Here is a 19,726-nt window from a genome sequence, read left to right as displayed (position 1 = left end):
GGCTCCTCAGACGAAGGCGGGGTCGGGGCGGTCGTCGGCGGGCTGCTGCTCGGGCGCCAGGCCGAGGGCGAGGTCGTCGTGCGCGCCCCGCGCGGCGTGCTTGGCGATCAGCACCCAGTTGGTGATCGCGAGGGTGCCGAGCAGCAGGGTGAAGCCGAGGAACGAGGTGAACATCACACCGCCACTGACCGGTGAGACCGCGTCCTCCACCCGGAGCAGCCCGTAGACGGCCCAGGGCTGGCGACCCACCTCGCGGGAGATCCAGCCGAGGATGGCCGCGACGAAGGGCAGCGGCAGGGCGAACAGCAGGATCCAGAGCGGGAAGCGGAGCCGGATCAGCAGGTCCTTGGGGAGCAGTACGAACTGGAGGCAGATCAGCACCAGCAGGAAGCCGATCATGAACATGAAGCCGAGGCTGCCCAGGGAGAGCGCCGGCGGTTCGTAGTCGCCGGGACCGAAGGCGGCGGTCATCTCGGCGATCCTGGCCTCCTTCTCCTCCGGGGTGCCGTACTTGGTCGGCTGGAGCCGGGCCATGTCGGCGAACTGGATGAAGCCGAAGTGCAGCAGCGGGCCGACGGTGACTGCGGCGGTGACCAGGCCGATCCGCAGCGACTTGCGGAACAGCTCGAAGTCGGCGGTGCGCCGGATCAGGTGCCAGGAGCTGATCGAGGCCATCAGGATGCCGCCGGTGACCAGGGCGGCGAGCATCGTGTGCACGAACGCCATCCGGAAGGCGGGGTTGGTCACCAGGGCGGAGAAATCGGTGAGGTGGGCGATGCCGTCGCGCATCTCGTACCCGACCGGGTTCTGCATCCAGGCGTTGCTGGCCATGATCCAGAAGGCCGAGACGTACGCGGTCAGCGCGACGCCCCACAGCAGCGCCAGGTGGACGCCCCGGCGCAGCCGGTGCCACCCGAAGATCCACATGCCGAGGAAGGTGGACTCCAGGAAGAACGCGGTCAGCGTCTCGATCGCCAGCGGCGCGCCGAAGACGTTGCCGACGTACTTCGACAGGCCGCTCCAGTTGAGCCCGAACTGGAACTCCATGACCACGCCGGCGGCGATGCCGAGCACGTAGTTGATCACGTAGAGCGTGCCCCAGAAGCGGGTGAGTCTCTCGTACACCGGTTTCTTGGTGATCATCCACGCCGTCTGGAGATAGACGAGCAACGTGATCAGGCCGAGTGTCACGAGGACGAAAAGAAAGTGGATCGAGGTCGTGGTGGCGAACTGCAGGCGGGCTAACAGGAGCGGATCCATGGCCGGCTCTCCAATGGGGGGAGTCGCATCTTGCCGGCAGCCTACAGGTAGCTAGCCTACTCATCCACATCTTTACTACTTGTTGTAGTAATTTGGCGTGTCGCGGGGGACGGGTTCGACCTGCGTCCATGGGGGCACCCGGTCGACCCGCCGCCTCCCGACGGGTCGGGCGGGTCAGCTCAGGAAGAGGGTGATCGGTAGCGCGGCCAGCGTGGTGGTGAGGGCGAGCACGGTGGCCCCGAGGGCCCGGGGCGGCCGTTCGGCGACCAGGAGCCGGCGTACCCGCAGGTCGAGGTCGCGGTCACCGAGCCCGAGCGCGCCGACCGGGGTGACCCGGTTGCCGGCGGCGGCGAACCGGCGGAGCGCGCCGGCCAGCGGGGCCTCGGCGTGCGCCTGGCGGGCCTTGTCGTCGGCGCGCATCTCGACCAGCAGCGCCACCCGCTCGTGCGCCGCGCGGACCCAGCCGAACCAGGGCAGCGCCCGGCACAGCGCGGTGAACGGCAGCAGCACCAGGTCGTGCCGCTCCTGGGCGTGCGCCCGCTCGTGGGCGAGCACGGCGGCCAGTTCGGCGCGGTCCAGCAGATCGAGGGTGCCGGCGCTGACCACCACCCGGGGTCGCATCCCGGGCAGGCAGTACGCCGCCGCGCACGGGTGGTCGAGCACCAGCGCGCCGGGGGCCGCCGGATCGTCCCGGGCGACCAGGGTGAGCAGCTCCCGGTGCCGGCGCTGGGCGCGTACCGTGCCGAGGATGCTGCGGGCGGTGGTGGCCAGCAGCATCGTGCCGATGCCGAACCCGATGCCGACCCCCGCCAGGTGGAGCACCCCCAGACCGGGCGGCAGGGTGTCGTGGACCAGGTCGTCGGCGAGGGCGAGCAGCGCGCTGCCGGTCGGCAGGTCGTACGGCGTCAGCCCGAGGGAGATCGGCACGCCCATCGCGGAGAGGCCGAGCGCCAGCCCGACCCCCTGCCAGCACAGGATCGCCACCCGGGGGCTGCGTCCCGGCCAGGTGGCGGCGGCGAGCACCTGGGCGGTCAGCCAGCAGGCCAGCACCGTCACGGCGAAGTGCAGGGCGTACGCCATGGCCCGTGCCCTACCGGTCCGGACCCTCGTCGACCGGGACCGCCGCCCGTGTCGCCTGCGCGTTCAGGGCGGCCCGGAGCACGTCGGCCTCGGTGCCGGTGACCGACCGGGCGAACCGCACCAGGGCCGCGTCCCGGCTGCCGCCGAGGTCGAGCGCGTCGAGCATGAGCTGCGCGATGTGCGCCTCGCGGGTGGCGGCCGCCCGGTAACGCCAGGCCCGCCCCTCCCGCTCGCGCTCCACCATGCCCTTGCCCGCGAGCCGGTCCAGCACGGTCATGACCGTGGTGTACGCCAGCTCGCGCCCGGCCAGCGCGTCGGCCACCTCGCGGACGGTCACCCCGCCCCCGGTGTCGCCGGACGCGCCGTCCCACAGCACGTCCATCACCGCCCGCTCAAGGTCCCCCAGCCGTGTCACGAGGCCAATCCTACCCCCCGTAGTAGAGCACCCCTCCTGCGGCGGCACCCCTGAGCAGACGCCACCACGCGGACCCGACCCACTCACCCCCAGGCGGACCCCGACCCGAACAGGTTTCCGGGGGAGCCCGCCCGCGCAGGGACCAAGCCTGACCGCCCGGAGTGGGCGGTCTCCCCCGGAAACCCGAACCCGGTGCCCCGGGAAACCCCCGAGGGCGGGCCTGCGAATCACACCCCCTTGGGGTGCCAGACGGTCTTCGTCTCCAACAGCGCGGTCATCCGGGTCAGGCCGGGGTCGACGGACCAGTCGTGGTCGGGCGACGCCGGCCGGAGGACGCGCTTGAGGTTCTGCGCGGCGGCGACCTCCAGGTCGGCGGCCAGCTCCGCATCGGTGACACCGGTCAGGTCGAGGGCGTTGACGTCCATGTGACCGGCGAGCGTCGGAGCCGTCTCGCTGATCCGGCCGGTGAGCAGGTTGACCACGCCACCGGGCAGGTCCGAGGTGGCGAGCACCTCGGCCAGGGTGATCGCGGCCAGCGGCTCGGTCGGCGAGGCGAGCACCACCACGGTGTTTCCGGTGACGATCGCCGGGGCGATCACGCTGACCAGGCCGAGCAGCGCCGGACGCTCCGGGGCCACCACACCCACCACCCCGGTCGGCTCCGGCGCGGAGAGGTTGAAGTACGGTCCGGCGACCGGGTTCGCGCCGCCGTACACCTGGGCGAGCTTGTCGGACCAGCCGGCGTACCAGACCCAGCGGTCGGTGGCCGCGTCCACCTCGTCGCCCGGCACCCCGAGCGCGACGAACTGCTCGCGCCGCCCCTCCAGCATCTCGGCGACGCGGTAGAGGATCTGCCCCCGGTTGTACGCGGTCGCGCCGGACCAGCCCTTCACGGCGGCGCGGGCGGCGACCACCGCGTCCCGGACGTCCTTGCGGGAGGAGAGGGCGACATTGGCGTTCTGCACCGGATACGACCGTCCCGACTCGCTGCGGGGGAACTTCCCGCCGATGAAGAGCTTGTACGTCTTGCGTACCGCGACCCGCTCAGACATTGAGGTACGCCTCCAGCCCGTGCCGGCCACCCTCGCGGCCGTAGCCCGACTCCTTGTAGCCGCCGAACGGCGAGGTCGGGTCGAACTTGTTGAACGTGTTGGCCCAGACCACCCCGGCGCGCAGCCGGTCGGCCATCCACAGGATCCGGGAGCCCTTCTCGGTCCAGATCCCGGCCGACAGCCCGTACGGCGTGTTGTTGGCCTTCTCGACGGCCTCGGCCGGGGTGCGGAAGGTCAGCACGGACAGCACCGGGCCGAAGATCTCCTCCCGGGCGATCCGGTGCGCCTGGGTGACCCCGGTGAAGATCGTGGGGGCGAACCAGAAACCCCGCTCGGGCAGCTCACACGCGGGCGACCACCGCTCGGCGCCCTCGGCCGCGCCAGCCTCGGACAGCTCGGTGATCCGGGCGAGCTGGGCGGCCGAGTTGATCGCGCCGATGTCGGTGTTCTTGTCCAGTGGGTCACCGACGCGCAGCTGCGCCATCCGCCGCTTCAGCGACTCCAGCACCGGCTCGGCGACCGACTCCTGGAGCAGCAACCGCGAACCTGCGCAGCAGACGTGCCCCTGGTTGAAGAAGATGCCGTTGACGATCCCCTCGACCGCCTGGTCGACCGGGGCGTCGTCGAAGACGATGTTCGCCGCCTTGCCGCCCAGCTCCAGGGTCAGCTTCTTGCGGGTGCCGGCCACCGTGCGGGCGATGGCCCGACCGACCTCGGTGGAGCCGGTGAAGGCCACCTTGTCGGTGCCCGGGTGCTCGACCAGCGCGCGGCCGGTCTCGCCGGCCCCGGTGACGATGTTGACCACACCCGGCGGCAGGTCGGCCTGCTGGCAGATCTCGGCGAAGACCAGCGCGGTCAGCGGGGTGGTCTCGGCCGGCTTCAGCACCACCGTGTTGCCGGCGGCCAGCGCCGGGGCGATCTTCCAGGCCAGCATGAGCAGCGGGAAGTTCCACGGGATGACCTGCGCGGCCACCCCGAGCGGCTTCGGGTCGGAGCCGAAGCCGGCATGGCCGAGCTTGTCCGCCCAGCCGGCGTAGTAGAAGAAGTGCGCGGCGACCAGCGGCAGGTCGACGTCCCGCGACTCCTTGATCGGCTTGCCGTTGTCCAGCGACTCCAGCACCGCCAGCTCGCGGGAACGCTCCTGGATGATCCGGGCGATCCGGAAGAGGTACTTGGCCCGGTCCCGGCCCGACATCGGACCCCAGACCTTCTCGTACGCCTTCCGCGCGGCGCGGACCGCGCGGTCCACGTCCGCCGCGCCGCCCTCGGCGACCTCGGCCAGCACCTCCTCGGAGGCGGGGTTGATCGACTTGAGGCTGCCGCCGTCGGCCGGGTCGACGAACTTGCCGTCGACGAAGAGCCCGTACGAGGCCTTGATGTCCACCACCGAGCGGGACTCGGGGGCGGGTGCGTATTCGAACATCGCTCCTAGTCCAGGGTGAAGTAGTCGGGACCGGAGTAGACGCCGGTCGTCAGCTTGGTGCGCTGCATGAGCAGGTCGTTGAGGAGGCTGGACGCGCCGAAGCGGAACCAGTCCGGGTCGAGCCAGTCCGGGCCGACCGTCTCGTTCACCATCACCAGGTACTTGACCGCGTCCTTGGTGGTCTTGATGCCACCGGCCGGCTTCACGCCGACCTGCCGTCCGGTCGCGGCCCGGAAGTCGCGGACCGCCTCCAGCATCACCAGCGTCACCGGCAGGGTGGCCGCCGACGGCACCTTGCCGGTCGAGGTCTTGATGAAGTCGGCTCCGGCCAGCATCGCCAGCCAGGACGCCCGCCGCACGTTGTCGTAGGTGACCAGCTCGCCGGTCTCCAGGATGACCTTGAGGTGGGCCTCCCCGCAGGCCTCCTTGACCGCCACGATCTCGTCGTGGACGGCCCGGTACCGGCCGGTCAGGAAGTCGCCCCGGCTGATCACCATGTCGATCTCGTCCGCGCCGGCCGCGACGGCGGCCCGGGTGTCGGCGAGCTTGACCTCCAGTGGGGCCTGCCCGGACGGGAACGCCGTCGCCACGCTCGCCAGGTGCACGTCGCTGCCGCGCAGCACCTCGGCCACGTACGGGACCATCGCCGGATAGACGCAGACCGCGCCGACGTGCGGGCAGGACGGGTCCGCCGGGTCGGGACGCAGCGCCTTCGCGGCCAGCGCGCGTACCTTGCCGGGGGTGTCCGCCCCCTCCAGGGTGGTCAGGTCGACCATCCGGATGGCCAGGTCGATCGCCTGGGCCTTGGCCGTGGTCTTGATGGAGCGGGTGCCGAGCTGGGCCGCCCGCTGCTCCGCGCCGACCTGGTCCACGCCCGGCAGGCCGTGCAGGAAGGTCCGCAGAGCGGTCTCGGATCGTCCCAGCTCGGAGAGGTCCGACCGGGCCGACGTCGCTGTCGCCGTCATGCCGGGAAGTCTACGCATCCCGAGGCATCGGTGATCCTCATCACGTGCCCCGGCGGTCCGGCCCGGGGGAGCAGGCCGGTTACGGCGGCGAAAGCGCTGGTCGGCTCTGCCGGGTCGGTGCCCGCTCGGAGGGGCGTTGGGTAGGTTGGACGACCGTGGACGTACACGTGATCGACCATCCGCTCGCCCAGTCGCGGCTCACCGCGATGCGCGACGCCCGCACCGACTCCTCCATGTTCCGGGCCGCGCTGCACGAACTCACCACCATGCTGGTGTACGAGGCCGCACGCTCCTTCCCGGTGGAGAAGTACCCGGTGAGCACGCCGGTCACCGACACCGAGGGCACCCGGCTGGCCAACCCGCCGCTGCTGGTGCCGGTGCTCCGGGCCGGCCTGGGGATGGCCGACGCCGCGCTCGGCCTGCTGCCGGAGTCCTCGATGGGCTTCGTCGGACTGGCCCGCGACGAGGAGACGTACGAGCCCCGCGCGTACATGGAGTCCCTTCCCCGCGACCTGGCCGGCCTGCCGGTGCTGGTGCTCGATCCGATGCTCGCCACCGGCGGTTCGCTGGAGCACTGCTGCCGGCTGCTCGCCGACCGGGGCTGCACCGACATCACCGTGCTCTGCGTGCTGGCCGCGCCGGCCGGAATCGAGCGACTGGGGCGGTCCGGCCTGCCGCTGCGCCTGGTCACCGCCTCGATCGACGAGGGGCTGAACGACCAGATGTTCATCGTGCCCGGCCTCGGGGACGCCGGTGACCGGCAGTTCGGCGGCATGCCCCGCTTCTGACCAGCGGCCCGTCGATCACCGATTCTGTCGATCAGCGGTCCTGTCGATCAGCGGTTCCGTCGCCCGGTGCGGGCATCCGGGCGACGGCTCGCGGGAGACGGGTGCGGGAGGCGGCGTGCACCCGCTACCGTCTCCGGCCATGACTGGTGTTGCGCTTGCCGAAGAGCTGCTGCTCCTCGCGTACGACGACGAAACCGGCAAGGCGACGATGCCGCGGATCAGCCTGGACCTCGGCATGGCCGCCGCGGTCCTGGTGGAACTCGCCCTCGCCGGCCGGATCGCCTACTCCGACGGCTCTCTGGTGGTAACCGACCCGTCCCCGACCGGTGAGCCGATCATCGACGACGTGCTCGCCCGGATCGCCGCCGACGAGAGCCCCCGCAGCCCCTCCTCCTGGGTGCAGCGGCTCCGCCACGGACTGCGCGACCGGATCCTCGGGGATCTCTGCGGGCGCGGCGTCGTGCGGGACGTCGACGAGACCGAGCTGGGTTTCATCCACGTCCACCGCTACCCGATGGTCGACCCGTCGGTGGAGCAGGACACCCGCCGCCGCCTCGCCGAGGCGCTCACCGGCGGCCCGGTGCCGGACGAGCGGACCGCCGCCCTGGCCACCCTCGTCTGCGCGGTGCGGATGGAGTCCGCCCTCGGGCTGACCGGGGACGCCGCCGCCGACGCCCACCGGCGGCTGGAGGAGATCGCCGGTGGGGCCGGCTTCTCCGGCACCGTCGGCATGGACGACTCCGTCGTCCGTCCCTCGGTGGCGCTGGTCATCGCCGCCCTGGGTCAGGCCGTCGACCAGGCGCTCGGCAAGCGCGTCTGATCGGGTCGGGACCGGCCGACCGGATCCGTCGGCCGGTCCCGGCGTACCTACAGGCCGAGCACGGCGGCGATCTCGGTGCGCAGGGCGGCGACGGCGGTGCCGGCCCGCTCCCGGCCTGCGGCGACGTCGCCGTCCGCGACCGGCTCCACGACCTCCAGGTACGCCTTCAGCTTCGGCTCGGTGCCGGAGGGGCGGATCACCACGCGGGCGGTGTCGGTCCGCAGGATCACCACGTCGGCCTCGGGGAGCAGGTCCCGGGTCTCGGTGACCGGCCGGCCGAGCAGCGTCGTCGGGGTGGCGGCCCGGACCCGGGCCATCGCGTCGGCGATCAGCCGCAGGTCGGTCACCCGGACGGAGTACTGGTCGGTGTGGTGCACGCCGAACTCGGCGGCCAGTTCGTCCAGCCGGTCGCTGAGGGTCCGGCCCCGGGACTTCAGGTCGGCGGCCAGTTCGGCGACGGTCAGCGCGGCGGTGATGCCGTCCTTGTCCCGCACGTGCTCCGGTGCGACGCAGTAGCCGAGCGCCTCCTCGTACCCGAAGGCCAGCGGCGCGCTGCCGTCACCGGCCCGGACGATCCACTTGAACCCGGTCAGCGTCTCGTCGTACGGCAGGTCGCGCGCGGCGCACATGGCCCGCAGCAGCGCGGAGGACACGATCGTGGTGGCGTACAGGCCACGGACGCCCCGCCGCATGAGGTGGTCGGCGAGGAGCACGCCGACCTCGTCGCCGCGCAGCATCCGCCACCCGCCGGCAGTGGGGTCCGGGACGACCACGGCACACCGGTCGGCGTCCGGGTCGTTGGCGACGGCGAGGTCCGCCCGGGTCGACTCGGCGAGCGCGACCAGCCGGTCCACCGCGCCCGGCTCCTCCGGGTTGGGGAAGGAGACGGTCGGGAACGAACCGTCCGGCTCAGCCTGCTCGGGCACCACCCCGGGCACCCCGAAACCGGCCCGGCTGAAGACGGCGGTGAGCACCGCGGCGCCCACCCCGTGCAGGGGCGTGTACGCGACCTTCAGGCCCCGGGGACCGTCCGGGTCGATTACCTCCACCGCCCGCTTGACGTACGCGACGGCCAGGTCGTCGCCGAGCACCTCGCCGGGCGGACCCAGCGGCACCTCGGCGAGCGGACCGACCGCGCGGATCGCCGCCTCGATGTCCCGGTCGGCGGGGGGCACGATCTGCGCGCCCGCGCCGGTCTCCCCGCCGAGTCGTGCGCCGAGGTAGACCTTGTAGCCGTTGTCCTCGGGCGGGTTGTGGCTGGCGGTCACCATCACCCCGGCCGCCGCGTCGAGGTGGCGCACCGCGTACGCGAGCACGGGGGTGGGCAGCGGTCGGGGCAGGAGCATCGCGGCGCGGCCCGCCCCGGTGGCGACCTCGGCGGTGCGCTCGGCGAACTCCTTCGAGCCGCTCCGGGCGTCGTACCCGATCACCAGGGGGCCGGTGGCGCCCTCGGCGGCGAGCCAGGCGACCAGCCCGGCCGCGGCCTGGGTGACCACCGCGAGGTTCATTCCGTTCGGCCCGGCGCGCAGCGGACCGCGCAGCCCGGCGGTGCCGAAGGTCAGCGGCCCGGCGAACCGGTCGGCCAGCTCCGGGGCGCTCTCCGGGAGCCGGTCGAGCACGCCCTGGAGTTCCTCCCGGCTGGCCGGGTCGGGGTCGTCGTCGAGCCAGCGTCGGGCGCGCTCGCGAAGGTCGTCGATGGTGTCAGTGAGATCCGCCGCCATGCCCTTTGATAGCACGGCGGCGGATCACCGCGTCCCGTCGGCTCGACTCAGCCAGCGTCGCTCAGTTGGAAGGACTTGACCATCTCGTCGAAGATCGGCTTGCTCTCGGCGAAGCGGGCATCGTTGGCGGTCAGGTAGAAGGAGTACGCCTTGCCGTCGTGCACGACACCGCGCCACACCCCGTGCCGCATGCCGTCGCCCTCGCCGCAGGTGTACTCGAGCTGGGCGGCCGGCTTGCCGGCCAGCTCCTGCTCGTCCAGGGCGAGCTGGTTGTAGGGCTTGGCGCAGGAGTCCCGGGTGCGCAGGCCGTCCGCGGCGACCTCCGCCCACCGCATCGAGGTGGTGCGGAACGGCTCGGTGATGATGCGGACCCGTCGGCCGCTGTCCTCCGGGTCGGTGTAGTCGGTGTAGCTGCCGCCACTGGCCCGCTTCCAGCCCTTGGGCACCATCATCGTGATGCCGCGCCCCGAGTGTTCCTGCAACTCCAGGGTGGGCGCGACCGGCTCGGAGGCGCTCGGCTGGGCCTGCGGGCCGGTCGGCGACTCCGGGCCGCCGCCGCTGAACATGGCGACCAGGCTGATCAGCAGCACCACGGCCAGCCCACCGGCGGCGGCGAGCTGCACCTTGCGCGGCCAGCGACGGACCTGCTCCAGCACCCGGCCGACGCCGCCACCCCGGCCGCCGTCACCGGCGGGGACGGAGTTCGGCCCGGCAGGGGGCGCCACGGCCCACGGCTGACCGGTGCCCGGCACCGACCACTGGTTGCCGGCCGGTGCGCCGTAGGTGGATCCGTACGGGGAGCCCAGTCGTGCGGTGGCCTCCGGCGCACGGCCCGTCGGCACCTGCTGGGTGGCGTCGGCCGACCGGCCGTAGGTCACCGGGCGGGGCGTCTCCGTCTGCCGGCCGAGGGCGATGGTCGGGTCGGCTCCGAAGCCGCCCTTGGCCCCGGGCGCACGCCCGAGGTTGACCGTGGGCGCAGTGTCCTCCCGGACGGCCGGCGGGGAGGCGTCGGTGGTCGCCGGACCGGCGTCGGCGCGGGTGCCGTACGTGGTGCCCGGACGCTCGGCGCGGGCGCTGGGCGGGGGCATCGCGCCGGTCGGGGTGTGCAGCGGACCGGCGAGCGCGTCCGCGCTGGTGTCGTCCAGCGCGGCGGCCGGTCTCGGGGTGACCGTCTTCGGCTCCTCGCCCCGCCGCAGCGCGGCGAGCCGGTCGGTCAGCGACTCACCGGGCGCGAGCATCGCCCGGCCGCCGATCTGGCCGGTCGGCTTCGGCTCCTCGGCCTCGACCGGGACCGGGGGCGGCGTGGCGGGCCGCTGCACCGGCACCACCGCGTACGGGTCGGTGACCGAGTTGACCGCCGCCGCGTTGCTCGCCAGCGGGCCGGCGAGCAGCTCCCGCAGCATGGCCCGGGAGGTGTGCACGTCGAAGCGGCGGGCCGGGTCCTTCTCCAGGAGCCCCATGAGCACCCGGGTCAGCGGCCCGCTGCGGGTCGGGGTGGCCGGCTCGTCCTCGACCACCGAGTGCATCGTCTCGATCGGGTCGCCCTTGTCGAAGGGAGGCCGTCCCTCGACCGCGGTGTAGAGGGTCACGCCCAGCGAGAACAGGTCGCTGGGCGGGCCGAAATCCTGCCCCATGGCCCGCTCGGGGGAGATGAAGTGCGGCGAGCCGAGCACCATCCCCGGGGTGGTGAGCTGGACGTCGGTGGGCATCCGGGCGACGCCGAAGTCGGTGAGCACGCAGCGACCGTCGGTGCAGATCAGCACGTTGGCCGGCTTCACGTCCCGGTGCAGCACGCTCATCGCGTGCGCCACCTCCAGCGCGCCGAGCAGCGCGATGCCGATCTTGGCGACCGCGCGCGGGGCGACCGGGCCGTCCTCGATGACCATGTCGGCCAGGCTGCGGGCGTCGAGCAGTTCCATCACGATCCACGGCCGGCCGCCCTCGGTGACCACGTCGTAGACCTGCACCACCGCCGGGTGCTGGATGGCCGCTGCGGCGCGTGCCTCCCGGAGGGTGCGTTCGTACATCGCGTCGCGGTCGCTGGGCGCCAGGCCCGGCGGGAGGACGACCTCCTTGACCGCCACGTCACGTCGGAGAAGGGTATCTGTGGCCCGCCAGACCGTGCCCATGCCACCGTTGCCCACCGGGGAGCGCAGCTCGTAGCGACCACCTATGGTGGTGCCGGGGGCTGCACGTCCGCTGGGAGGACTGGCCGGTCCGCCGCTCCACGTCGGGATCTGAGTCACAGAAAAGCCACCGGAGTAAATCGAGGGGGCTGGGACACAACCCCTCTATCTTGCGGGTTCCGACACCCGATGCGAAAGCCGACGCGGCGGGCGTTCTTTCACCGATGACCATACGTGCTGGTCCCGGAGCCGCCCGTTCGGGCTCGTCCATCGGGGTGTGCGCAATCCCTCATCCCCGCGTCGAGGTGCGCGTCCTACCATCCGGGGATGAGCGAACGGCGGTCAAGCGAGTCCGGCTTCCCGATCAAGGACGTCTACACGGCGGCCGACACTCCCGGGGACCTGGACGCCCGCCTCGGCGGACCGGGCGAGTTCCCGTACACCCGTGGGGTCTACCCGACGATGTACACCTCGCGTCCGTGGACCATGCGGCAGTACGCCGGCTTCGGCACGGCCGCCGAGTCCAACGCCCGCTACCACCAGCTCCTGCGTGCCGGCACGATGGGCCTGTCGGTCGCCTTCGACCTGCCCACCCAGATGGGGTACGACTCCGACGAGCCGATCGCGCACGGCGAGGTCGGCAAGGTCGGGGTGGCGATCGACTCGATCGAGGACATGCGGACCCTCTTCGACGGCATCCCGCTGGACAAGGTCTCGACGTCGATGACGATCAACGCGCCGGGCTCGGTACTGCTCCTGCTCTACCAGCTCGTCGCCGAGGAGACCGGCGTCGCCGGTGGGGCGCTCAACGGCACCATCCAGAACGACATCCTCAAGGAGTACATCGCCCGGGGGACGTACATCTTCCCGCCGAAGCCCTCGCTGCGGCTGGTGGCCGACACCTTCGCGTACTGCCGGGCGGAGGTGCCGAAGTGGAACACCATCTCGATCTCCGGCTACCACATGGCCGAGGCCGGCGCGACGCCCGTGCAGGAAATCGCGTTCACGCTGGCCAACGGGGTGGAGTACGTGCGCGCCGCGCTCGCCGCCGGGCTGGCCGTGGACGACTTCGCCCCCCGGCTGTCGTTCTTCTTCGTGGCCCGGACGACCCTGCTGGAGGAGGTCGCCAAGTTCCGGGCCGCCCGGCGGATCTGGGCCCGGCTGATGCGCGACGAGTTCGGGGCGAAGAACCCGAAGTCGATGATGCTGCGCTTCCACACCCAGACCGCCGGCGTGCAGCTCACCGCCCAGCAGCCCGAGGTGAACCTGGTCCGGGTGGCGATCCAGGGGCTCGGCGCGGTGCTCGGCGGCACCCAGTCGCTGCACACCAACAGCTTCGACGAGGCGATCGCGCTGCCCACCGAGAAAGCCGCCCGGCTCGCCCTGCGCACCCAGCAGGTGCTGGCCTACGAGTCCGACCTGACCGCGACCGTCGACCCGTTCGCCGGGTCGTACGTGGTGGAGGCGATGACCGCCGAGATCGAGGCGGCGGTCGACGAGCTGATGACCCGGGTCGCCGACCACGGCTCGGTGGTGGACGCGATCGAGGCCGGGTTCCAGAAGCGGGAGATCGAGCAGTCCGCGTACCGGATGGCGCAGGAGATCGACTCCGGCGAGCGGGTGGTGGTGGGCCTCAACCGGTTCCGGATCGACGAGGAGGAGCCGTACGAGCCGCTGCGGGTGGACCCGGCGATCGAGGCGGCCCAGGCCGAGCGGCTGGCGACGCTGCGGCGTTCGCGGGACACGTCCGCCGTCGAACGGGCCCTCGCCGAGCTGCGCGCCGCCGCCCAGGGCACGCAGAACGTGCTCTACCCGATGCGCGAGGCGTTGCGGGCCCGGGCCACGGTCGGCGAGGTCTGCGGAACGCTGCGCGAGGTCTGGGGGACGTACCGGCCCAGCGACCGCTTCTGAGCCCCGACCGCCGCGACCTTCCTGATCCGCCGCCCGGCCCCGGGGCGGCGGAGTGCCGCCGCGCGTCGAACCGGGCGTGCCGGGTGGTTGTTACGGACTGGACGGGTAATCCCGTCCGGTGACGGGAACGGACAGGATGTGCGGTGGACCGCCGTCCGGTCGTGGGAGGGTCGGGATCTGCCTCGCGTCCGGAGCTTCCCGGGTGCCGGGAAGTCCCGGTGTCGGGTCGTTGTCGGAGGCGTCGTCCCCGGAACCGACCAATGTGACAATTCGGGAGCAATGGTTTGTCGATCGACGCTCTCGTCGTCGGTCGGCAGGCGGTTACGGGGTGTAGGAGGTGTGGGGCAGATGGAGGCTCCCGACGGCGATCTACCTGCTGTCCCGCAGGTCTGCGAGCGCTCCAACCAGGGCTTTCGTGACGCTGCGCGCACCGACGATCACCGTAACGAAGTTGCGCAGCGTCACCGCCGAAGGTCTAGGCTGTCCGAGTCCCATCCCATCCACAGTGATCGAGAAATCGACGTGACGAGTGCGTTGACGCTGCCCAACGGCAGCCATCTGGCGTCGTCCTGGCACGAGGCGCCGCCGGGATCCCAACCCCTGCCGTTCGAGCTCGACCATCTGCTCGCGCTCCGGACACCCGGCCTCATCGCCACCCGTCGGCACCTCCACTCGCACCCGGAACTCTCCGGCGAGGAGTTCGAGACGGCCGCGCTGATCGCCCGGGAACTCTCCCTGGCCGGACTGCAACCCCGCATGCTGCCCAAGGGCAACGGGGTGATCTGCGACATCGACGGACGCCCGGACGGCCCGGTGGTCGCGCTGCGCGCCGACATCGACGCGCTGCCGCTGACCGACGTGAAGGACGTGCCGTACCGCTCCACGGTCGACGGGGTCTGCCACGCCTGCGGACACGACGTGCACACCACCGTGCTGCTCGGGGTCGGCATGCTCCTCGCCCAGCTCGCCGACCTCGGCGAACTGCCCGGCCGGGTCCGGCTGATCTTCCAGCCGGCCGAGGAGATCCTGCCCTGCGGTTCGCTGGAGGTCATCGAGGCCGGCGGGCTGGAGGACGTGACCCGGATCTTCGCCCTGCACTGCGACCCCAACCTGCCGGTCGGCAGGATCGGCCTGCGGGTCGGTCCGATCACCGCCGCCGCCGACAACGTCACCGTCCGGCTGAGCGGGCCGGGCGGTCACACCGCCCGGCCCCACCTCACCGTCGACATGGTCGACGCCCTCGGTCGGCTGGTCACCGAGGTACCGGCGCTGGTCAGCCGCCGGGTGCCGGCCAACAGCGGCCTGCTGCTGGTGTTCGGGCAGGCCTCGGCCGGCACCCGCTACAACGTCATCCCCTCCGAGGCGGTCGCCGCCGGCACCCTCCGCGCCATGACCCGGGAGGCATGGGAGGAGGCGCCGAAGATCGTGGGCCAGGTGGTCCGGGACGTCCTCGCCCCCACCGGCGCCACCGTCGACCTGGAGTACCTGCGGGGTCGCCCGCCGGTCAGCAACGACGCGCGGGCGATCCAGGTGCTCACCGCTGCCACGGTCGCCGCGCTCGGTCCCGACGGGGTCGCCGAGACCCCGCAGAGCATGGGCGGCGAGGACTTCTCCTGGTACCTGGAGTACGTCCCCGGCGCGCTGGCCCGGCTCGGGGTCGGCCGGTCCGGGCCCAGCCTCGACCTGCACCGTCCCTCGTTCGACGTGGACGAGCGCGCCATCGCGGTCGGCGTCCGGCTCATGGTGCAGACCGCGCTCAGGGCGCTGGCGGAGAGTCGCTGACCCCACCCGGCGACGGCGGCGTACCGCTCCCGGCCGACGGCGGGGCGGGCGTCGCCGGCCGTGGTGAGACACCACTCCCGGCCGTCCGCTGGGCGGGCGTCGCCGGCCGCGACCCGACACCGACCCCGGCGGGCACGGGGGCGGGCACCATCGGGTACCCCGGAGCGCCGGGGACGACCTGCGCGGCACGCCGCCGACGCCGTCGCCGCACCAGCCGCCAGACCAGCACCACCGGTACGGCGAGCACGACCAGCCACGGCAGCAGCGCACCGAGCACGGTGACCAGGACGGTCACCGAATCCAGGAAGGTCCGCCAGCCGTCGGCGAGCCCGGCCAGGAAACCGGTCTCGTCCGTGTCAATGGTCCGGGCCTTCTCCGTCACCAGCGAGACGTTGATCGTGGAGAGCGCGGTGAGGTCGGCCAGCCGGCGCTTCTTCGCCTCCAGCGAGGCGAGGTCGGCCTCCCGCCGGCCCAGTTCGTTCTCCAGCGAGATGAGATCGCTGATCGAGGAAGCCCGGGCCAGCAGCCGGCGGGCACTCTCCACGCGGGCCCGCTGGGTGATGATCCGCGCGTCCAGGTCGACCGTCTGCTCGGTCACGTCCTCGGTCCGGATCTCCCGCCACTGCTGCTCGCCCAGCTTGGCGATCCCGTCGACCACCCCGGTGAACCGCGCCGCCGGCACCCGCAACTCCAACTGGGCGCGGGCGTTCTCGTCGACCCCACGCCGCTCGTCCCCGCCAACGAAGCCGCCGGCCGCGGTGACCAGCGCGACGGTGTCCTGGGCGGCCCGGTCCACGTCGTCGACCTGCACCCGCAACGATCCGGTGTAGACGATGGCGCGCTGGTCCACCCGCAGGTCCACGCCTCCGGCCCCGCCCGGCGCGGCGTCCGACCCCGCGCCGTCCCGGGCCGCCTCCGGCGCGGCCGGTGCCGCCGCGCCGCCGGCCGCGCTGTCCGAGGCGGTCCGCTCGCTGTCGTTGCCCCTGTCGGCGGAGCACCCGCCGACCGCGACCAGCGCTGCCAGGCCGAGGGCGACCAGCGGTGCACCCCACCGTCGCCGTCTGATATCCACCATTTTTGTCTCCGATCTCCTGACCCCGGTCGTCGGGTCCGCTGACCCAGGCCGCCGGGGCGATCGATCAGACGAGGCGCGGTGCCGCCTCCGTTCCGGCAAACTGCGGTCAAGAGATCACGATTTGGTTGTCGAGGAGTCACGAATGCGACTGACCAAGTACGGCCACTCATGCGTCCGCGTCGAGCACGACGGGGGAGTGCTCGTCATCGACCCGGGAACGTTCAGCGAGACCGCCGAGGCGCTCGACGGGGTGGACGCGGTGCTGATCACCCACCAGCACCCGGACCACGTGGACGTGACGGCGCTGACCCGCCAGCTCGACCGCCGTCCTTTCACCCTGTACGGGCCGGCGTCGCTGGCCACCACCGTGGACGGCCTGCCGGACGTGCTGACCCCGGTCGGGCCGGGGCAGTCCTTCACCGCCGCCGGTGTCCCGGTCCGTGCATACGGCGGACGGCACGCGGTGATCCACCCGGACATCCCGGTGGTCGACAACCTCGGGTACCTGGTCGACGAGGTGGTCTACCACCCCGGTGACGCCCTGGTGGCCCCGGACGACGTGTCGGTCGACACTCTCTTCCTGCCGATCCACGCGCCGTGGGCGAAGTTCTCCGAGTCCCTGGACTTCCTCCGGGCGGTCGCCCCGCGCCGGGCGTACGCCCTGCACGACGGGCTGCTGAACGCCAACGGGCTCGCCGTGCTGGACGGCAACTTCCGGCGGCTCTCGACCGTCGACTACCAGCGGCTGACGCCGGGCACCCGGATCGACGTCTGAGCCGATGCCCGGCCCCTCCCGTGACCTGGTCGAGCGGCTCTACGGCACGCCGCCGGACCGGTTCGTGGCCGCCCGGGACGCCGCCGTGGCCGAGGCCCGCCGGGCCGGCGACCCGGCGACCGCCCGGGAGATCGCGAAGCTTCGCCGGCCCACCGTGGCGGCCTGGCTGGTCAACCTGCTCGCCGTCCGGCGTCCCGAGCTGGTGGCCGGCCTGGTGGAGCTGGCCGAGGCGCTCCGGTCGGCCCAGCGTGACCTGCGCGGGCCGAAACTGCGGGAACTCTCCGCCCAGCGGCGTGCGGTGGTCGCCGCCCTGGTGGCCGAGGCCCGGACGCTGGCCGCCGGCACCGAGGGCGCGCCCCCGGCCGGCCGCCTGCCGCTGGCCGAGGTCGAGGCGACCCTCAACGCCGCGCTCGCCGACACGCAGGTGGCCGCCCAGGTCCGCGCCGGACGGCTGCTCCGGGCCGCCAGCTACGCCGGGTTCGGCGAGGTGCCCCGGCCGCAGCTCCGGCTGGTCACCGGCGGTGCCGGGGAGCCGTCGGGTGGCGGGGAGCCCGCCGGGCGTCCGGCCCGGGGCGGGCCGGCGGAGCGGGGCGGCCGGACCCGGGAGACCGGCCGGACCGCGCGAGCCGGGGAGACCGCCCGGGCCGCAGGGGCCGGGGAGGCCGCCCGGGCCGCAAAGGACAGGGCGGCCGACCAGGCGGCTCGGGGCAGGGCGGCCGAGCGAGCGGAACGGGCCAGGGCGGCCGAGCGAGCGGAACGGGCCAGGGCGGCCGAGCGAGCGGAACGGGCCGAACGGGCGAAGCAGCGGCGGGCGCTGGAACGGGAGCTGGCCAGGGCGCGCACCGACCAGGAGCGGGCCGAGGCGGAGCTGGGCGGCGCGACGGCGGCCGAACGCGACGCCGCCGACGCGCTGGCCGCGACCGAGGCCGAGCTGGCCGAGGTGGAACGCCGACGGGCCGCCGCCGAGCAGGAGGTGAGCCGGCGCAAGCTGGCCCGCCGGGCCGCCGAGCGGGCGGTCACGACGGCCCGCCGGCACACCGGCGAGGTCGAGGGGGCGTGGGAGACGCTTCTCGCCGAAGAGGGGACTGCCGGGACGGGCGACGACACGGCACACTAAACCGGATGGACGTACGGTTGGAGACCCGTCGTGGACGGGCCGGATGACACCGGAACAGGCCGCTGCGGCGAGCCGGGCGATCGTGGTGGAGCTGGGGGAGGCGTACACCCATTGCCCCACCACCCGCCGCCGGGCGCGGCTGCTCGGCATCTCCGGCTGGGCCTTCTACGTCACCGCCCGGGGCGGCGCGCTCGGTGCCGTCGGGTCGGAGACCGCCGCCGCCTGCCTGGGCTTCATCGCCCCGGACGCGGTCGCCGAGGGCTGGGACGCGGCGGCCCGCGTGGTCGCCCCGCGTGAGGTGGCCGCGGCCGGCCTCGCCGAGTGCTGCCGCTGGGGCCGCCAGCACCTGGCCGACGCCCCCGGTGTGGCCCGCCTCGCCGACCTGCTGCACCGGGCGGTGGCCGCCGCCGAGGCGCACGGCCTGCCCCTCTTCGCGGCCTGGCGGGCGATGCCGGTCCCGGACGACGCGCCGGGGGCGCGCGCCGCGGTGGGGCTGCACCTGCTGCGGGAGTTGTACCTCGACGCGTACCTGCTCGCCGTCCGGGTCAGCGGGATGACCCCGTTGGAGGCGGTGCTCGCCGGGACGGAGGGGCAGGCCGGGGCGATGGCCGGCGGCTGGCCCCGGCCGTACCCGCCGGTAGGTCCGCTGGTGCGGCGACGGCTCTGGGCGGAGGCGGCGACCGACCGGCTGGTCTCCTCCGCCTTCCGGACGCTGGGGCCGGCGGAGCGGGTCGAACTGGTCGACCTGCTGACCGCCATCCACCGGCGCGTGCGCGCCGAGGGGCACATTCCGACCGACCACTGACGTCCTGCCTGGTCAGCGCAGCGTGACGACTTCTTCGCCCTCCGGGTGGATTCCGTGTGCGCCAGTCGACCCGAGGTGGGGTCGGTCGGTCGGGTCGGCGACGACCAGCGCAGACTGAGGGGGTGTCAGACGTGCTACGCGGACGCGGTGCCGGTGGGACGGGACCGCAGTTCCTTGACGTAGTCGTCGGGCGCACCCGCCTTCTCGGCGGCGTTGGCGATCTCGGAGAGGTACCACGCGGTGGGGAGCCCGCCCTCGTAACCGGCGAAGAGGTAGACCCAGGCGGTCACGTCGCCGTCCAGGGTCGAGACCCGGACGTGCAGCTTCCGGTACGTGCCGGCGGTCACCCCCTCGATCTCGTCGAGTTGGGCGGCGTCGTACGGGTGGATGTCGTAGAGCGCCACGAACACCCGGTCGCCGGGGGACTCGACGACGGTGCTGACCGCGCCCTCCCAGCCGATGACGTCCTCACCCGCGAAGGTCAGTCGCCAGCCTTCCAGCCAGCCGACGCCGACCATCGGCGAGTGCGGGCAGTAGGCGCGCATCCGGGCGGGGTCCAGGTTTGAGCCGTAGGCGGCGTAATGACGCACAGCGATGACGATAGCCCGGCG

The 19,726-nt window shown here is 73.1% G+C and carries 17 protein-coding genes; 7 read left to right on the top strand and 10 right to left on the bottom strand.

Annotation, left to right across the window (positions count from 1 at the left end):
• Positions 1-6: 6 nt before the first annotated feature.
• The 6 genes from ACIBJE_RS13110 to deoC form a co-directional block, all read right to left on the bottom strand.
• On the bottom strand, positions 7-1,260 hold the full coding sequence (locus ACIBJE_RS13110) for a cytochrome ubiquinol oxidase subunit I (protein WP_396747483.1): 1,254 nt from the start codon (positions 1,258-1,260) through the stop codon (positions 7-9).
• A gap of 174 nt (positions 1,261-1,434) precedes the next feature.
• Positions 1,435-2,340, bottom strand: coding sequence for a M56 family metallopeptidase (locus ACIBJE_RS13105; protein ID WP_396747480.1), 906 nt, complete (start codon positions 2,338-2,340; stop codon positions 1,435-1,437).
• Positions 2,341-2,350: 10 nt separating this feature from the next.
• On the bottom strand, positions 2,351-2,755 hold the full coding sequence (locus tag ACIBJE_RS13100) for a BlaI/MecI/CopY family transcriptional regulator (protein ID WP_088980725.1): 405 nt from the start codon (positions 2,753-2,755) through the stop codon (positions 2,351-2,353).
• A gap of 227 nt (positions 2,756-2,982) precedes the next feature.
• Positions 2,983-3,807, bottom strand: coding sequence for an aldehyde dehydrogenase family protein (locus tag ACIBJE_RS13095; protein WP_396747476.1), 825 nt, complete (start codon positions 3,805-3,807; stop codon positions 2,983-2,985).
• On the bottom strand, positions 3,800-5,230 hold the full coding sequence (locus ACIBJE_RS13090; protein WP_396747473.1) for an aldehyde dehydrogenase family protein: 1,431 nt from the start codon (positions 5,228-5,230) through the stop codon (positions 3,800-3,802). Before ACIBJE_RS13090 ends, ACIBJE_RS13095 begins: the two co-directional genes overlap by 8 nt.
• 5 nt (positions 5,231-5,235) lie before the next feature.
• A complete protein-coding gene (gene deoC / locus ACIBJE_RS13085; RefSeq protein WP_396747470.1) occupies positions 5,236-6,195 on the bottom strand; it encodes a deoxyribose-phosphate aldolase in 960 nt (319 codons plus the stop codon).
• A 155-nt stretch (positions 6,196-6,350) separates the two neighbouring features.
• On the opposite strand from deoC, the gene upp reads away from it, so the two are divergent.
• A complete protein-coding gene (upp, locus tag ACIBJE_RS13080) occupies positions 6,351-6,983 on the top strand; it encodes a uracil phosphoribosyltransferase (protein ID WP_396747467.1) in 633 nt (210 codons plus the stop codon).
• Between the two features lie 139 nt (positions 6,984-7,122).
• Positions 7,123-7,803 carry a GPP34 family phosphoprotein gene (locus ACIBJE_RS13075; RefSeq protein ID WP_396747464.1) on the top strand — a complete coding sequence of 227 codons (681 nt, stop codon included), beginning with the start codon at positions 7,123-7,125 and terminating at the stop codon, positions 7,801-7,803.
• Positions 7,804-7,850: 47 nt separating this feature from the next.
• Here ACIBJE_RS13075 and ACIBJE_RS13070 read toward each other — a convergent pair whose 3' ends face one another.
• Both ACIBJE_RS13070 and ACIBJE_RS13065 read right to left on the bottom strand, forming a co-directional pair.
• Positions 7,851-9,524 (bottom strand): phospho-sugar mutase, encoded by a 1,674-nt coding sequence (locus ACIBJE_RS13070; protein WP_396747461.1) that lies wholly within the window; start codon positions 9,522-9,524, stop codon positions 7,851-7,853.
• Positions 9,525-9,571: 47 nt separating this feature from the next.
• On the bottom strand, positions 9,572-11,770 hold the full coding sequence (locus ACIBJE_RS13065) for a protein kinase (protein WP_396747458.1): 2,199 nt from the start codon (positions 11,768-11,770) through the stop codon (positions 9,572-9,574).
• A 207-nt stretch (positions 11,771-11,977) separates the two neighbouring features.
• On the opposite strand from ACIBJE_RS13065, the gene ACIBJE_RS13060 reads away from it, so the two are divergent.
• Together ACIBJE_RS13060 and ACIBJE_RS13055 are read left to right on the top strand one after the other, a co-directional pair.
• The gene (locus tag ACIBJE_RS13060; RefSeq protein WP_396747455.1) at positions 11,978-13,561 is read left to right on the top strand and encodes a methylmalonyl-CoA mutase; all 1,584 of its coding nucleotides are present in this window, start codon (positions 11,978-11,980) and stop codon (positions 13,559-13,561) included.
• 522 nt (positions 13,562-14,083) lie between these two features.
• A complete protein-coding gene (locus ACIBJE_RS13055) occupies positions 14,084-15,343 on the top strand; it encodes an amidohydrolase (protein WP_396747452.1) in 1,260 nt (419 codons plus the stop codon).
• Here the strand turns inward: ACIBJE_RS13055 and ACIBJE_RS13050 are convergent.
• Positions 15,318-16,418: a DUF4349 domain-containing protein gene (locus ACIBJE_RS13050; RefSeq protein ID WP_396747449.1), complete on the bottom strand. Its 1,101-nt coding sequence runs from the start codon at positions 16,416-16,418 to the stop codon at positions 15,318-15,320. The genes ACIBJE_RS13055 and ACIBJE_RS13050 overlap by 26 nt on opposite strands.
• A gap of 142 nt (positions 16,419-16,560) precedes the next feature.
• Here ACIBJE_RS13050 and ACIBJE_RS13045 point away from each other — a divergent pair, with 142 nt between their 5' ends.
• From ACIBJE_RS13045 to ACIBJE_RS13035, 3 genes are read left to right on the top strand one after another with little or no spacing between them, the layout of a single operon-like run.
• On the top strand, positions 16,561-17,193 hold the full coding sequence (locus ACIBJE_RS13045; protein ID WP_396747446.1) for an MBL fold metallo-hydrolase: 633 nt from the start codon (positions 16,561-16,563) through the stop codon (positions 17,191-17,193).
• 4 nt (positions 17,194-17,197) lie between these two features.
• A complete protein-coding gene (locus ACIBJE_RS13040; RefSeq protein ID WP_396747443.1) occupies positions 17,198-18,310 on the top strand; it encodes a hypothetical protein in 1,113 nt (370 codons plus the stop codon).
• Between the two features lie 43 nt (positions 18,311-18,353).
• Positions 18,354-19,115, top strand: a complete 762-nt coding sequence (locus tag ACIBJE_RS13035; protein ID WP_396747440.1) for a hypothetical protein — start codon at positions 18,354-18,356, stop codon at positions 19,113-19,115.
• Positions 19,116-19,249: 134 nt separating this feature from the next.
• Here ACIBJE_RS13035 and ACIBJE_RS13030 read toward each other — a convergent pair whose 3' ends face one another.
• A complete protein-coding gene (locus ACIBJE_RS13030) occupies positions 19,250-19,705 on the bottom strand; it encodes a gamma-glutamylcyclotransferase (protein ID WP_396747437.1) in 456 nt (151 codons plus the stop codon).
• Positions 19,706-19,726 lie beyond the last annotated feature (21 nt).

Source organism: Micromonospora sp. NPDC050187, assembly GCF_044459745.1.
GTDB lineage: Bacteria > Actinomycetota > Actinomycetes > Mycobacteriales > Micromonosporaceae > Micromonospora.
Note: the sequence above shows the minus strand (reverse complement) of the source record. Positions and strands in the feature narration are given on the sequence as shown.